The 14,537-nt window shown below is 75.6% G+C and carries 13 protein-coding genes; 11 read left to right on the top strand and 2 right to left on the bottom strand.

All coding sequences use genetic code 11. The annotated features are described in order from the left end of the window. Positions 1-33: 33 nt before the first annotated feature. Entirely contained in the window at positions 34-666 is a 633-nt protein-coding gene (upp, locus tag LPU61_RS00245; RefSeq protein ID WP_229403737.1) for a uracil phosphoribosyltransferase, read from the bottom strand. Between the two features lie 124 nt (positions 667-790). Here upp and deoC point away from each other — a divergent pair, with 124 nt between their 5' ends. The 10 genes from deoC (at position 791) to LPU61_RS00195 (ending at position 12,552) form a co-directional block, all read left to right on the top strand. Then, positions 791-1,750 (top strand): deoxyribose-phosphate aldolase, encoded by a 960-nt coding sequence (gene deoC / locus LPU61_RS00240; RefSeq protein WP_091279031.1) that lies wholly within the window; start codon positions 791-793, stop codon positions 1,748-1,750. Between the two features lie 5 nt (positions 1,751-1,755). Continuing rightward, positions 1,756-3,180, top strand: coding sequence for an aldehyde dehydrogenase family protein (locus LPU61_RS00235; protein ID WP_229404539.1), 1,425 nt, complete (start codon positions 1,756-1,758; stop codon positions 3,178-3,180). After that, the gene (locus LPU61_RS00230; RefSeq protein WP_043961844.1) at positions 3,173-3,997 is read left to right on the top strand and encodes an aldehyde dehydrogenase family protein; all 825 of its coding nucleotides are present in this window, start codon (positions 3,173-3,175) and stop codon (positions 3,995-3,997) included. The genes LPU61_RS00235 and LPU61_RS00230 overlap by 8 nt, the downstream gene beginning before the upstream one ends. 171 nt (positions 3,998-4,168) lie before the next feature. Continuing rightward, positions 4,169-4,642 carry a BlaI/MecI/CopY family transcriptional regulator gene (locus LPU61_RS00225; protein ID WP_229403736.1) on the top strand — a complete coding sequence of 158 codons (474 nt, stop codon included), beginning with the start codon at positions 4,169-4,171 and terminating at the stop codon, positions 4,640-4,642. Between the two features lie 10 nt (positions 4,643-4,652). Further along, positions 4,653-5,558 (top strand): M56 family metallopeptidase, encoded by a 906-nt coding sequence (locus tag LPU61_RS00220; protein WP_043961842.1) that lies wholly within the window; start codon positions 4,653-4,655, stop codon positions 5,556-5,558. A 362-nt stretch (positions 5,559-5,920) separates the two neighbouring features. Beyond that, positions 5,921-7,171, top strand: coding sequence for a cytochrome ubiquinol oxidase subunit I (locus tag LPU61_RS00215; protein ID WP_229403735.1), 1,251 nt, complete (start codon positions 5,921-5,923; stop codon positions 7,169-7,171). A gap of 11 nt (positions 7,172-7,182) precedes the next feature. Then, positions 7,183-8,190 carry a cytochrome d ubiquinol oxidase subunit II gene (locus LPU61_RS00210; protein WP_229403734.1) on the top strand — a complete coding sequence of 336 codons (1,008 nt, stop codon included), beginning with the start codon at positions 7,183-7,185 and terminating at the stop codon, positions 8,188-8,190. Then, positions 8,187-9,971 (top strand): thiol reductant ABC exporter subunit CydD, encoded by a 1,785-nt coding sequence (cydD, locus tag LPU61_RS00205; RefSeq protein WP_229403733.1) that lies wholly within the window; start codon positions 8,187-8,189, stop codon positions 9,969-9,971. The genes LPU61_RS00210 and cydD overlap by 4 nt, the downstream gene beginning before the upstream one ends. Then, complete coding sequence (gene cydC, locus LPU61_RS00200) at positions 9,968-11,800, top strand: thiol reductant ABC exporter subunit CydC (RefSeq protein ID WP_308102526.1); 1,833 nt, start codon at positions 9,968-9,970, stop codon at positions 11,798-11,800. The genes cydD and cydC overlap by 4 nt, the downstream gene beginning before the upstream one ends. Before the next feature lie 59 nt (positions 11,801-11,859). Next, complete coding sequence (locus tag LPU61_RS00195; protein ID WP_043961838.1) at positions 11,860-12,552, top strand: permease prefix domain 1-containing protein; 693 nt, start codon at positions 11,860-11,862, stop codon at positions 12,550-12,552. A gap of 489 nt (positions 12,553-13,041) precedes the next feature. Here LPU61_RS00195 and LPU61_RS00190 read toward each other — a convergent pair whose 3' ends face one another. Continuing rightward, entirely contained in the window at positions 13,042-13,377 is a 336-nt protein-coding gene (locus LPU61_RS00190; RefSeq protein ID WP_043961837.1) for a PadR family transcriptional regulator, read from the bottom strand. 118 nt (positions 13,378-13,495) lie between these two features. Between LPU61_RS00190 and LPU61_RS00185 the strand changes: the two genes are divergently transcribed. Beyond that, entirely contained in the window at positions 13,496-14,509 is a 1,014-nt protein-coding gene (locus LPU61_RS00185) for a hypothetical protein (protein WP_043961836.1), read from the top strand. Positions 14,510-14,537: the final 28 nt, after the last annotated feature.

Here is a 14,537-nt window from a genome sequence, read left to right as displayed (position 1 = left end):
CTGAGCGCACCCCCGCGCGCCCCAACTCGCGCCTCAGAAGCGGGGCATGCCGCCGAACTGGCGGTCGCCGGCGTCGCCGAGGCCCGGCACGATGAACATCTTGTCGTTGAGGCCCTCGTCGATCGAGGCGGTGACCAGGCGCAGCGGCAGGCCGGACTCCTCCAGCCGCCGGATGCCGACGGGCGCGGCGAGCACGCAGAGGACGGTGATGTCGGTGCAGCCCCGGTCGGCGAGCAGCCGGCAGCAGTGCTCCAGGGAGCCGCCGGTGGCGAGCATCGGGTCGAGGACGAGCACGGGCAGGCCGGCGAGGTCGCGGGGCAGCGACTCCATGTAGGCGCGCGGCTCGTACGTCTCCTCGTCGCGGGCGAGGCCGACGAAGCCCATGGACGACTCGGGGAGCAGCCCGAGCGCGGCGTCGGCCATGCCGAGGCCGGCCCGCAGCACGGGCACGAGCAGCGGCGGGTTGGCCAGCCGGGTGCCCTCGGCAGCCGTGACGGGGGTCTGCACCGGGTACTTCTCGACGGGGAAGGAGCGGGCGGCCTCGTACACGAGCATGGTGGTGAGCTCGTGCAGCGCGGCCCGGAAGGAGGAGGAGTCGGTGCGCGCGTCCCGCATGGCGGTCAGCCGCGACTGGGCGAGCGGGTGATCGATGACGTGTACGTCCACGATCGGTCAACCTACCGAACGGTCGGGTCCCGGGACATGGGGAGCGACGCCGCTCACCTCCACGGCCGACAGCGCGGTCGCGTGACCAAGATCACGGGGCGCGCGGGTGCGTAGACTTCCGGGCATGACGGCGACAGCGACGTCGGCCCGGTCGGACCTCTCCGAGCTGGGACGATCCGAGACCGCTCTGCGGACCTTCCTGCACGGCCTGCCGGGCGTGGACCAGGTCGGCGCGGAGCAGCGGGCGGCCCAGCTCGGCACCCGCTCCATCAAGACCACGGCCAAGGCCCAGGCGATCGACCTGGCCATCCGGATGGTCGACCTGACCACCCTCGAAGGGGCCGACACCCCCGGCAAGGTGCGGGCCCTCGCGGCCAAGGCGCTGCGCCCCGACCCGGCCGACCCGTCCTGCCCGCACGTCGGCGCGGTCTGCGTCTACCCGGCGATGGTGCCGCACGTGGCCGAGGTGCTGCGCGGAAGCGGCGTGCACCTGGCCAGCGTGGCGACGGCGTTCCCGTCCGGGCAGGCGCCGCTGGAGGTCAAGCTCGCCGACACCCGGGCGGCCGTGGCGGCCGGCGCGGACGAGATCGACATGGTGATCAACCGGGGCGCGTTCCTGGCCGGGCGTTACCAGGAGGTCTACGACGAGATCGTGGCCACCAAGCAGGCGTGCGGGGACGCCCACCTGAAGGTGATCCTGGAGACCGGCGAGCTGGCCACCTACGACAACGTGCGCCGGGCGTCGTGGCTGGCGATGCTGGCCGGCGGCGACTTCATCAAGACGTCCACGGGCAAGGTGCCGGTCGCGGCGACCCTGCCGGTGACCCTGGTGATGCTGGAGGCGGTCCGCGACTTCCGCGCCGCCACCGGACGGCAGGTCGGCGTGAAGCCGGCCGGCGGGATCAAGACCACCAAGGACGCGATCAAGTACCTGGTCATGGTCAACGAGACCGTCGGCGGCGACTGGCTGGACCCGGACTGGTTCCGGTTCGGCGCGTCCAGCCTGCTCAACGACCTGCTCATGCAGCGCACCAAGCTGACGACCGGCGTCTACTCCGGTCCCGACTACTTCACCCTGGACTGAGCGTGATCTTCGAATACGCCCCTGCGCCCGAGTCGCGCGCGATCGTCGACCTCAGGCCGTCCTACGGCCTGTTCATCGACGGCGAGTTCGTCGCCGGCGAGGATCTCCACAAGACGGTCAACCCGGCCACCGAGGAGGTGCTCGCCGAGGTCGTCTGGGCCGGCGGGGCCGAGGTGGACCGCGCGGTCCGCGCCGCCCGCACCGCGTACGAGAAGGTGTGGGGCCCGATGCCGGGCCGGGACCGGGCCAAGTACCTGTTCCGGATCGCCCGGATCATCCAGGAGCGCTCCCGCGAGCTGGCCGTGCTGGAGTCCCTCGACAACGGCAAGCCGATCCGGGAGTCCCGGGACGTCGACCTGCCGCTGGTCGCCGCGCACTTCTTCTACTACGCGGGCTGGGCCGACAAGCTGTCCCACGCCGGGTTCGGCCCCGACCCGAAGCCGCTGGGCGTGGCCGCGCAGGTCATCCCGTGGAACTTCCCGCTGCTCATGCTGGCGTGGAAGATCGCCCCGGCGCTGGCCGCCGGCAACACGGTGGTGCTCAAGCCGGCGGAGACCACCCCGCTGACCGCGCTGCTGTTCGCCGAGATCTGCCAGCAGGCCGACCTGCCGGCCGGCGTGGTCAACATCGTCACCGGCGCGGGCGACACCGGCCGGGCGCTGGTGGAGCACCCGGGCGTGGACAAGGTCGCGTTCACCGGCTCGACCGAGGTGGGCAAGGCCATCGCCCGGTCGGTCGCGGGCACCCGCAAGAAGGTGACGCTGGAGCTGGGCGGCAAGGCCGCCAACATCGTCTTCGACGACGCCCCGGTCGACCAGGCGGTCGAGGGGATCGTCAACGGCATCTTCTTCAACCAGGGGCACGTGTGCTGCGCCGGGTCGCGGCTGCTGGTGCAGGAGTCGGTCGCCGAGCAGGTGCTGGAGTCGCTGAAGCGCCGGATGGCGCTGCTGCGGGTCGGCGACCCGCTGGACAAGAACACCGACATCGGCGCGATCAACTCGGCCGAGCAGCTCGCCCGCATCCGCGAGCTGTCCGACGCGGGCGCGGCCGAGGGGGCGCAGCGCTGGTCGCCGCCGTGTGAGCTGCCCGAGCGCGGGTTCTGGTTCGCGCCGACGATCTTCACGGGGGTCACCCAGGCGCACCGGGTCGCCCGGGAGGAGATCTTCGGCCCGGTGCTGTCCGTGCTGACGTTCCGCACCCCGGCCGAGGCCGTCGAGAAGGCCAACAACACGCCGTACGGGCTGTCGGCCGGGATCTGGACCGACAAGGGTTCCCGGATCCTGTGGATGGCCGACCGGCTGCGCGCCGGGGTGGTGTGGGCCAACACGTTCAACAAGTTCGACCCGACCTCGCCGTTCGGGGGCTACAAGGAGTCGGGCTACGGTCGCGAGGGCGGCCGGCACGGGCTGGAGGGGTACCTCGATGTCTGAGCGGGTCGCGGTGCGCAAGACGTACAAGCTCTTCATCGGCGGGAAGTTCCCGCGCAGCGAGTCGGGACGGTCGTATCTCGTGCAATCCGCGAACGTGTCGCTGGCCTCCCGCAAGGACGCGCGGGACGCCGTCGTCGCCGCCCGCGCCGCCGTGAAGGGGTGGGCCGGGGCGACCGCGTACAACCGGGGTCAGATCCTCTACCGGGTCGCCGAGATGCTGGAGGGCCGCCGCGAGCAGTTCGTGGCCCTGGGCGTGCCGGGCGACGAGGTCGATGCGGCGATCGACCGCTGGGTCTGGTACGCGGGCTGGTCCGACAAGCTCCCCCAGGTGTACGGCGGCGCGAACCCCGTCGCCGGGCCGTACTTCAACCTGTCGGCGCCCGAGCCGACCGGGGTGGTGGCCGTGGTGGCCCCCGAGTCCCCGGCGCTGCTCGGCCTGGTCAGCGTGATCGCCCCGGCGATCGTCACCGGCAACACGGTGGTGGTGGCCGCCTCCCCGACCCAGCCGCTGGCGGCGGTGACCCTGGCCGAGGTGCTGGCCACCTCCGACCTGCCGGGCGGGGTGGTGAACATCCTCACCGGCGCGCTCACCGAGACCGTGCCGACGCTGGCCGCGCACATGGACGTCAACGCGATCGACCTGACCGGGGTGAGCGACGCCGCGCTCGCCGCCGACCTGGAGGTCAGGGCGGCGGAGAACCTGAAGCGGGTGCTCCGGCCGGCCCCGGCCGACCACGACTGGCACGCCGACCCGGGCGTCACGCGGATGACGACGCTGCTGGAGACGAAGACGGTCTGGCACCCCAAGGGGGTCTAGCGTTCCGGCCTTGGGGTTTTCGGGGGGAGCCCGCCCGCTCCGGGCGGTCAGGCTTGATCCCTCCGCGGGCGGGCTCCCCCCGAAAACCTGACCTCGGCCGAGCCGCGGGTGAGTTCCGGCTCAGGGGCGCTGCCGTGGGAGGGGTCTACTACGGGGGGTAGGATTCATGTCGTGACGCGGTTGGGTGATCTTGAGCGAGCGGTGATGGACGTGCTGTGGGACACCGTCCCGGGCACGTCGGACGGGGTGACCGTGCGCGAGGTCGCCGAGGCCCTCGACGGCCGCGAGCTGGCGTACACGACGGTGATGACCGTGCTGGACCGGCTCGCCGGCAAGGGCATGGTGCGCCGCCAGCGGGAGGGGCGGGCCTGGCGCTACCAGGCCGCGGCCAGCCGCGAGGCGCACATCGCCCAGCTCATGCTCGACGCGTTGGACCTCGGCGGCAGCCGGGACGCCGCGCTGGTGCGCTTCGCCCGGTCGGTGACCGGCACCGAGGCCGAGGTGCTGCGCGCCGCCCTCGGCGCCGAGGCGGACGCCCCGCCGACCGGGCGTACCGGGGCGGAGCCGCTGACCGGCCGGGTCGAGGGACCGCGTGCCGACCTGGCCGGGCGGCCCGCCCTCGCCGACGAGGCGACGGACCGGTAGGGCCGGCGTCATGGCGTACGCCGTGCACTTCGCCGCGACGGTCCTGGCCTGCTACCTGACCGCGCAGGTCCTGGCGGCGTCGACCTGGACGTGGCGGGCCCCCCGGGTGGCGATCGTCTGCTGGCAGGCGGTCGGGCTGGCGCTGGGGCTCTCCGCGATGGGCCTGCCGATGGCGCTCGGCGTGGCCCCGTACGACCGGCCGACCGGGAGCGCGCTGCTCGCCCTCGCCGACGACCTTGCCCACGGCACCCTGCCGGTCGGCGTGGGGGCGGTGCACCTCGGCCTCGTCGGGGTCGGGTTCGGCATCGGGGCGGTGCTGCTCGGCACGACCGTGCGCAGCGTGCACGCCACCGTCCGGGCGCAGCGGCGGCACCGGGACCTGCTCGCCCTGGTGGCCCGGCGGGACCCGGAGGTGCCGGGGGCGCTGGTGCTGGACCATCCGAGCGCGGCGGCGTACTGCCTGCCGGGGGTCAAGCCCCGCGTGGTGGTGAGCGCCGGGGCGCTCAGCATGCTCGACCGGGCCGAGTTGGCGGCGGTGCTGACCCACGAGCGGGCGCACGCCCAGGAGCGCCACGACCTGGTGCTGCTGCCGTTCACCGCGCTGTGCCGGGCGCTGCCCTGGTTCCGGTGGGTACGCGACGCGCACGAGCGGGTCGCCCTGCTGGTCGAGATGCGCGCCGACGACAAGGCCCGCGAGCTGCACGCCGAGGCTCCCCTGGCGGGGGCGCTGCGCCGGTTCGCGGCGGCCGGCCACCGCATCGCCCCGGCCGGCACGCTCGGCCTCGGCGACCGGGACCTGGACGTGCGGGTCCAGCGGCTGCTGGTCGCCGACCGGCCGCCCCGGCTGCTCGGGGCCGCCGCGCTGGCGGTGGCGGCCACCCTGGTCTCACTGCCGGTCTCCCTCTTCCTGAGCTGACTCCTCGCCGCCCGCCGGACTGACGCCCGCCTGCCGGCCTCGCCCGCCCCGGCCCCGCCCCGGCCCCGCCCGACCCGGACCCGGCCTCGCCCTGCCCGGCCCGCGGCCCGACCCTGATCGACTCCAGGTCGGCGACATGGGGGTATCTGGCTCTCGGGATACCCCCATGTCGCCGACATCGCCAGCGCGCGCCCGGCGCGCCGACATCGCCGGCGCGCGCCGGGCGCGGCGGCGCGGATCGGCCCGCGTCCCCCGTTGCCGAACGCCTCCCCTGGTGCCGGATCGCCGACATGCGGGCCGATATGTAGAGAGCCTATGTGTAGGCTCGCTACGACAAGACAGCCTACCCTCGGAGGGCGGTCATGGATCCTCTGCTCCTCGCCCGGCTCCAGTTCGCCACCACCACCTCGCTGCACTTCCTCTTCGTCGTCGTCACGCTCGGGCTGGTCACCCTGCTCGTCGGGCTCCAGACGGCCTGGGCGATCACCGGCAACCCCGCCTACGAGCGGCTGACCCGGTTCTGGGGCCAGCTCTATGTGATCAACTACGTGCTGGGCATCGGCACCGGCCTGCTCATGGAGTTCCAGTTCGGGCTGAACTGGAGCGGCCTGTCGCGCTACGTCGGCAACGTCTTCGGCGCCCCGCTGGCGATCGAGACCCTGGTCGCGTTCTTCCTGGAGTCCACGTTCCTCGGGATGTGGATCTTCGGCTGGCACCGGCTGCGCCGGGGCGTACACCTGGCGCTGCTGTGGGGCGTGGCCCTGACCGCGTACGCCTCCGCGTTCTGGATCATGGTGGCGAACGCCTGGCTCCAGCACCCGGTCGGCTACGAGGTACGCGACGGGGTGGCCCACCTGACCGACTTCGGCGCGCTGCTGACCAACCCCACCCTCGGCCTGGCCTTCGGGCACGTGGTCGCCGCCGCCCTGCTCACCGGCGGGATGCTGATGGCGGCCGTGAGCGCCTGGCACCTCATCCGGCGCACCCCGGACCACGCGCTGTTCCGCGCCTCGCTGCGGATCGGCCTGGTCACCGCGGCCGTCTCGATCAGCCTCGTGCAGGGCTTCGGCTTCGCCCAGTTCGGGCCCGTCGGGCAGGCCCAGCCCACCAAGTTCGGCGGCGGCGCACAGCGCGACGCCCTGGTCGCCGAGTGGGCCGCCCGGTTCGGGCCCGGCGACTACACCCCGCCCGTGCTCGCCGACGTCGGGCTCGGCTTCATGATCCTGATCGGGTTCCTCCTCGGCGGCCTGTGGCTGCTGCTCCCCCTGCTCTGGCGGGACTGGCTCATCCGGCTCCGGTTCCCGCTCTGGCTGGTCCTGCTGGCGCTGCCGCTGCCCTTCGTCGCGGTGATCCTCGGCTGGATCGCCCGCGAGGTGGGCCGCCAGCCCTGGGTCGCGTACGGGCTGCTCTCCACCGAGCGCGCCGTCTCCCCGGTCGCGCCGGGGGTGATGCTCGCCTCGCTGATCGGCTTCACCCTGCTGCTCGGCGGGCTCGCCGTCGCCAACTGGGTGCTGTTCGCCCGGCACGCCGCCCGGGGCGCCGCCGACCCCGCCCTCGGCCGCCGGCCCGGCCCGGCCGCCGACGACCCCCGTCCCGTCCCCGTCCTCGGCTGAGGAGGCCACCCGTGGAACTCGCCTGGTATGCCCTGCTCGGGCTCTTCCTCGCCGGCTACCTCGTGCTCGCCGGCTACGACTACGGCGTCGGCCTGCTGCTGGCCCGAGGCGGGCCGCCGGCCCACCGGCGGGCGGCGCTCACCGCCGTCGGCCCGTTCTTCCTCGGCAACGAGGTCTGGCTGGCGGCGACCGCCGGCATCCTGTTCGGCGCGTTCCCCGCCCTGGAGGGGGAACTGCTGTCCGGCCTCTACCCCGTCGTGGCCGCCGCGCTGGGCGGGACGATCACGGTGACCGTCGGCGTGCAACTGCGCAGCCGCCCGACCGGCGAGCCGACCCGCGCCGCCTGGGACCGGGTGGTGGCCGCCGGGAGCCTGGCCGCCGCGTTCGGCTGGGGCGCGCTGCTCGCCGGGCTGCTCCAGGGCGTACCGCTGGCCGCCGACGGGCACGTCACGGGCGTCGGCCACGTGGCCACCCCGTTCGCGGCCCTCGCCGGGCTGGCGATGGCGGCCCTGATGGCGGCGCACGGTGCGACGTTCCTCACGCTCCGGCTGCCGGCCGAGGCCGCCGCGCCGCTGACCCGTACCGCCCGCCGGCTGGTCGCGGCGGCGCTCGCCGCGGTCGCCCTGGCCGCCGTCGCGGGCCTGCTCTCCGATCGGGTACGCGCCGCGACGCAGCGCCCGCTGCCGGCCGTACTGCTGCCGTTGGTGCTGGTGACGGCGCTGCTGGTGGCCCGGACGGCGCTCGGGCGGCGGCGGCCCGGGGTGGCCTTCGCCGCCACCTCGGCGGCGCTGGCGCTGCCGGTGGTGGGGGTCGGCGCGGCGCTGTGGCCCTACGCGCTGGTCTCCACCGGCGCACCGGGGGCGTCACTGAGCGTGGCGGACGCGGCGGCCAGCGGGCCGACGCTGACGCTGCTGGGTTGGCTGGTGCTGCCGCTCCTGCCGGCCCTACTAGGCTTCCAGGCGATGTGCTGGTGGGTGTTCCGGGGACGGACCGACGGCAGGACACCGGTGTACTGGTGAACCGCCGTCCCTTCGACCCGCGTCTGCTGCGCCGGGTCCCCGCGGCCCGGCGCGACCTCGCCGTGCTCGCGGTCCTCGGCGGGCTCACGGCGCTGCTGGTCGTAGGGCAGGCCACCGCCCTGGCCACGGTGCTGGCCAGCGCGCTCGACGGGCGGCTGGCCCGGCCGGCGCTCGCCGGGTTCCTGGCCGCCGTGGCGGGGCGGGCGCTGGTCGCCTGGGCGCAGGGCACGGTGGCGGCGCGGGCCGCCGCGACGGTCAAGGCGGCGCTGCGGGCCGACCTGCTCGCCGCCGTCGGTCGGCACGGGCCCGGCTGGGTCGCCGGGCAGCGGGCCGGGCAGCTCGCCACGCTGGCCGGGCGCGGGCTGGACGCCCTGGACGCGTACTTCACCGGCTACCTGCCGCAGCTCGTGCTCAGCGTCACCGTGCCGGTGGCCGTGCTGGCCCGGATCACGTTCGCCGACTGGGGCTCGGCCGTCATCATCGCGCTGACCCTGCCGCTGATCCCGGTCTTCGGTGCGCTGCTCGGCTGGCAGGCGCAGGCCGCCACCGAGCGGCAGTGGCGGCGGCTGTCCACGCTGGGCGGGCACTTCCTCGACATGGTCGCCGGGCTGCCCACGCTGCGCGCGTTCGGCCGGGCCCGCAGCCAGGTCGAGGTGGTCCGCCGGATGGCCGACGGGCACCGGGCCGCGACGATGCGGACGCTGCGGATCGCGTTCCTGTCCGCGCTGGTGCTGGAGCTGGTCGCCACGCTGTCGGTGGCGCTGGTCGCGGTGCCAGTCGGCATCCGGCTGCTCGGCGGCGGGATCACGCTCTCCACCGCGCTGCTGGTGCTGCTGCTCACCCCCGAGGCGTACCTCCCGCTGCGGGCCGCCGGCAGCCGGTTCCACGCCAGCATGGAGGGGCTCACCGCGCTGGACGAGGCGCTGACCCTCTCCGCCACCGACCCGACCGTCCCCGCCGTCCCCGCCGGGCCCACGGACGCCGCGACGCCCGCCGGGGCGCGGCCCGCCCCCGACGGGCGCGGCGAGATCCGGTTCGAGGGCGTGACCGTCGCGTACGAGCGGACCGTGGCGCTGCGGGACGTCACGCTGACGATCCGGCCCGGCGAGCGGATCGCCATCGTCGGGCCGAGCGGCGCGGGCAAGAGCACCCTGCTCAACCTGCTGCTCGGCTTCGTCGCCCCGACGTCCGGCCGGGTCACCGTCGGCGGTGTCGACCTGGCCGGCGCGGACCCCGACGGGTGGCGGCGTCAGGTCGCCTGGGTGCCGCAGCGGGCCCACCTCTTCGCCGCCCCGCTCGCCGACAACATCCGGCTCGGCGCACCCGGCACACCCGACGCCGCGCTCGCCGACGCGGTCACCGCCGCCGCGCTGGACGAGGTCGTCGCCGCCCTGCCCGACGGGCTCGACACCGTGCTCGGCGAGCGCGGGCACGGACTGTCCAGCGGCCAGCGGCAGCGGGTCGCGCTGGCGCGGGCGTTCCTGCGGGACGCGCCGGTGGTGCTGCTGGACGAGCCGACCGCGCGCCTGGACACCGCCAGCGAGGCCGGGGTGCTGGCCGCCACCCGCCGGCTCGTCGCCGGGCGGACCGCCCTGCTGGTGGCCCACCGTCCGGCGCTGCTCGCCGACGCCGACCGGATCCTGCGGATCGACGACGGCCGGGTCACCGAGCTGGCCCCCGCCCCGGCGACTCCCGCAGCAGGGGTGGCTGCCGCGTCGGCCGCTCCCGGCTCCGGTGCGGGAGTGGCCACCGCGCCGGCCGGAGAGGAGGGGGCCCGGTGAGCAGCGGGAGCAGCCGGGCTGGCGACGGGAGCGTCCGGGCCGCCGAGCGGACCGTGCTGCGGCTGGCCCGGCCGTACCTGGGCCGGCTGGTCGGCGCGGGGCTGCTCGCCGCCGCCACCGAGTTCGCCGGGCTGGCCCTGATGGCCACCGCCACCTGGCTGCTGATGAGCGCCGCCGGCCGGCCGCCGCTGGACCGGCTCACCGTGGCGATCGTCGCGGTGCGGGCGCTGGCGATCAGCCGAGGCGTGTTCCGCTACACCGAGCGCCTCGCCGGCCACGACGCCGTGCTGCGGATGATCACCGACGTGCGGGCCGGGGTCTTCGCCGCCCTGGCCGCCCGGCGCGACGCCGCCCGGCAACGCACCGGGGACGCCCTGAGCCGGCTCGTGTCCGACGTGGAGGCCGTGCAGGACCTGCTGCTGCGGGTGCTCGTCCCGGGGGCCGCCGCCGCGACGGTCAGCGTGCTGGCCGTGGCCGGGGCCGCCGCCGTGTCGCTGCCCGCCGCCGGGGTGCTGGCGCTGGGCCTGCTCGTCGCCGGGGTGGCCCTGCCGCTCGCGGCCACCGCGCTGACCCGGCACGCCGCCGACCAGGTGGCCCCGCTGCGCGGTGCCCTCGCCACGGACGCCGTGGACCTGACCCACGGCGCGGCCGACCTGGCCGCGTTCGGGGCCACCGGGCACGCGCTGGACGCCGCCGCCGACCGGGCCCGCCGGCTGGCCCGGCTGGAACGGCGGCTCGCCGCGACCGGCTTCGCCGTGGACGCCGCCGGGGTGCTGGTCGCCGGTGCGACCGCCGGCGCGGTGGTGGTCACCGCGCTGCGCGGCGGCGTCGGCGGGGTGCTGGTCGGCGTGCTGGCGGTGGGCTCCCTGGCCGCCGTCGAGGTGGCGCTCGCGCTGGTCGGGGCCGCCCGGCAGCGCACGCAGCTGCGGGCGGGGCTGGTCCGGGTGGCCGCCCTGCTGACCGCTGCGGAGACCGACGCGGCCGTTGCCGACAACGCTGCCGGGGCTGGGGCCGGGGTGGGGGCCGCTCGGGCCGCCGGTGTCGCCGCCGTCGTCCCGGGCTCGCACGACGTGCGCTTCGACGAGGTCACCGTGCGGTACCGGGCCGGTGCCGCCCCGGCCCTCGACCGGTTCACCCTGGACCTGCCGGCCGGTCGCCGGATCGCCGTGGTCGGGCCCAGCGGCGCCGGCAAGAGCACCCTCGCCGCCGTCCTCACCGGCTCGGTGGGCCCGGCGGAGGGCCGGGTCACCCTCGACGGGGTCGACCTGTCGGCGTACCCGGCCGAGGAGCTGCCCCGGGCGGTCGGTGGCCTGCTCGCCGAGGCGTACGTCTTCCACGCCACGGTCCGGGAGAACCTGCTGCTCGGCCGGCCCGCCGCCGACGAGGCGGAGCTGGCCGCCGCGACCCGGGCGGCCGGGCTGCTGGACTGGGTGCACGCCCAGCCGGCCGGCTGGGACACGGTGGTCGGCGAGGAGGGCGGTCAGCTCTCCGGCGGCCAGCGGCAGCGCCTCGCGCTGGCCCGGGCGCTGCTCGCCGCGCCCGGGGTGCTGGTGCTCGACGAGCCGACCGAGGGGCTCGACCCGGCCGCCGCCGACGCGGTGCTCGCCTCGGCGCTGGCGGCGACCCCCGCCGGGCACTCGGTGCTGCTGATCAGCCACCGGCTCAGCGGGCTCGCCGACCTCGACGAGATCGTGGTGCTCGACGCCGGCCGGGTGGTCCAGCGCGGCCGGCACGACGAGTTGGTCGCCGCGCCGGGCTGGTACCGGGACCAGTGGCTGCTCCAGGAGGCGGCCGAGCGCGGGTACCTGGCCCTGACGCCCCACCCCTGAGCCGGCCTCCGGGATTCCCCCGGACGCGCCGCCCGCCGCCGCGTGGCAGGCTCGGTCGCATGGCGCCCGGCGACGACGTACTCGTGGAGGAGCGGCTGCGCGAGCTGGGCGACCGGCTGTACGGCCCGGCGCGGCTGAAGGCCGACCTGCTCACCGAGGCCCGCCACGCGTTGCAGGACGCCGTCGAGGCGTACCGGGACGGGGGTCTGCCGGCGGCGGAGGCCGCGCAGCGGGCGGTGGCCGAGTTCGGCGAGCCGGCCCGGCTCGCCCCGGCGTACCAGGCGGAGCTGGCCACCGGGTCGCTGCGCGGCCTGTCCCTGCGGGTGCTCGCGGTCGCCGGCGTGCTGGTCGTCGCGGGCGACCTGACCTGGCAGGGGTCGAGCTGGAGCGGCGGGCCCGGCCCACCGGTGGCCTACCGCCTGCTGTCGGGCGCGGTGAACGGCATCTGGCTGGGAGCGGCCATTCTGGCGGTGGCGGGGCTGACGGTGGTCGCCGCGTCGGCCCGGTCGGCGCACCCGGCGCTGCCCCGCCTCGCCCGGTTGACCGGCTTGGCGCTCACCGTCGCGCTCGTCCTCGGCGCGGCCAGCGGCGCGGCCCTGTACGGCTGGTCCGTCGGGCTGTGGGAGGCGGCCCGCACCTGGCCACCGATGCTGGTCGGCGCGCTGGCCAGCGGCGCGGGGTTCCTGTGGATCGGCCGGGCGGCCCGGTCCTGGCTGCTCGCGACCCGCCGCCGGCCGGCCGGACCGGCATAGGGTGCGCCCGAGCCGGCTCGCCGGCTCGCCGACCCGCCGACCCGGCGTGGGTCCGGCGCTCCGCCGGAGTCGGCCGCGCCCGGACGCACCACGTCCCACGCACCCACGCACCCACGTTCGTCACTCCCCGCAACGGGCTCGCCCAGCACCACCACGCCCACTTCCCCCTTTGCTCTGCACCCACATACGCAACACCTGACGTAGGGTGACCGCACGTCGACCCGCCCGGCACCGCCGATTCCACATCCGAGCAGCCCAGCCGGGTGTTGCGCGGATGGGTGCAGAGCAAAGGGAAGACGAGTCGTCATGCCGGGCAGGCCGACCGCCACGCGGAGTGACGCACGCTCTCCCGCACCGACGATGACCGCCGCCATGACAGAAAGTGACATGAGTGCGGCGAACCCGAGGGCGGGCCGCAGGCCCGGGACGCGGGCGTAGGGGCCGCCGGCTGGCGCGGGCAGCCGGGCGGGCGCGGACAGCCGGGCGGGGTCAGGCCGGCGCGGGCGGGGTGTCGCCGAGGAACTGGCCGACGGTCGCGCTGAACTCTTGCCAGCCGGCCCGCTCACCGGCGAGGGCCCGACGACCCGAGTCGGTCAGCTCGTAGGTGCGGCGCTCCCGGCCGTTGACGGTGCTCCAGCTGCTGGCCACGTGCCCCGCCCGCTCCAGTCGGCGCAGCGCCGGGTAGATCGTCCCGGTGGGCAGGTCGAGGGCGCCCTCGCTGCGGGCGCGCAGCGCCTCGATGATGGCGTAGCCGTGCAGGGCCCCCCGCTCCAGCACCGCGAGCAGCAGCGCGTCGAGGTGTCCGTGCAGCGCCTGGGCCTTCATAGGTAGCAAGACTACGTGTGGGCCGCGCGGGCCGCCACCGGGGTGCGGGCATCGGCCTCCCGGAGTCGCCCACTAGGGTATGTGCCCAGAGTCACTCGACGGCCGGAGACGCCGCCGGGTGGGCAGCCCGAAGCACACGGAGGTCAGCGTGGCCCGCCAGTCGCCCCAACGGCCCGACGCCGACGAGCCCGAGCTCGACGAGACCGACGGCACCCTCGAAGAGATCGACGAGGACGCCGAGCGCCCGTCGGCGCGCGAAGCCGACCGCGCGCTCTGGGACGAGCTGCGGATCGACCCGGTCGAGATCGCCCTGCCCGCCGGCACCGGCTTCACGCTGCGGGCGTACCGGCCGGCGCGGGAGCTGACCCCGACCGACGTCGCCGAGCGCGACCAGGACGACCCGTTCCTGGCCCGCAGGCAGGCGGTCGAGACCGACGACGAGGACGACGACGAGGTCGTCATCCTCGACGAGGAACTGGCCGCCGAGTTCGCCGAGGCAGAGGCCGAGGAGGCCGAGAAGGCGGACGGGAAGTCCCGCCGCCGCAAGCCGACCGCCGACGCCGACGCGGCTGACGCCGACGCCGACACCGACGCGGACGCGACGGAGGAGTCGGACGCCGACGACGCCGAGGACGAGGCAGACGACGAGGAGGTGCCGGTCTTCCTCAGCCACCGGGGCAAGTTGCTGCTGTTCAAGACGCCGGAGTCCCTCGTCAGCTTCGTCAGGTCCGGCGCGCCCAACGACATGTCTCAACTGGACAGCTGGAATGAACTGTCCGAACGGGTGGAACCGGCCGACATCGTCCCGCTCGACGAGGACACCTACGAGCTCGACCTGGTCGTGGAGAACCTGCGGGGCGGGCACGACACCTGGGACTCGACCCTCCTGATCGAGGCCGGCGAGGTGGCTCGGGACATCGCGTACGCGCTGCGGCTGCCCGCGGTGCTGGACATGCTCTCCGCCGGCTCCAGCCTCGACGACCTGGACGAGGCGCTGCGTGCCACCGCCAACGGCGGGATCGGGGGCTTCCTCGGCCGGCGTCGGCTGAAGAAGATCGGCGCGCAGACGGCGAGTCTCGGGTGGCGCACCATTGTCGGCAAGATCTCTGCAGTCGTGGACTGGCGCGACTGACGCGTTCCAGGGAGCATCAGTCTCTGGC

The sequence above is a fragment of the Micromonospora sp. NBRC 110038 genome, from assembly GCF_020884815.1.
In the GTDB taxonomy this organism is placed as follows: Bacteria; Actinomycetota; Actinomycetes; order Mycobacteriales; family Micromonosporaceae; genus Micromonospora; species Micromonospora haikouensis.
The sequence above is the reverse complement of the archived record's forward strand: the minus strand, read 5'-3'. Positions and strand labels throughout refer to the sequence as shown.

What these genes read in the sequence shown, in the direction of transcription:
- deoC (WP_091279031.1), top strand. Translation starts at nt 791, where the DNA reads ATGACGGCGACAGCGACGTCGGCCCGGTCGGACCTCTCCGAGCTGGGA.
- LPU61_RS00230 (WP_043961844.1), top strand. Translation starts at nt 3,173, where the DNA reads ATGTCTGAGCGGGTCGCGGTGCGCAAGACGTACAAGCTCTTCATCGGC.
- LPU61_RS00220 (WP_043961842.1), top strand. Translation starts at nt 4,653, where the DNA reads ATGGCGTACGCCGTGCACTTCGCCGCGACGGTCCTGGCCTGCTACCTG.
- LPU61_RS00215 (WP_229403735.1), top strand. Translation starts at nt 5,921, where the DNA reads ATGGATCCTCTGCTCCTCGCCCGGCTCCAGTTCGCCACCACCACCTCG.
- LPU61_RS00195 (WP_043961838.1), top strand. Translation starts at nt 11,860, where the DNA reads ATGGCGCCCGGCGACGACGTACTCGTGGAGGAGCGGCTGCGCGAGCTG.
- LPU61_RS00190 (WP_043961837.1), bottom strand. Translation starts at nt 13,377, where the DNA reads ATGAAGGCCCAGGCGCTGCACGGACACCTCGACGCGCTGCTGCTCGCG.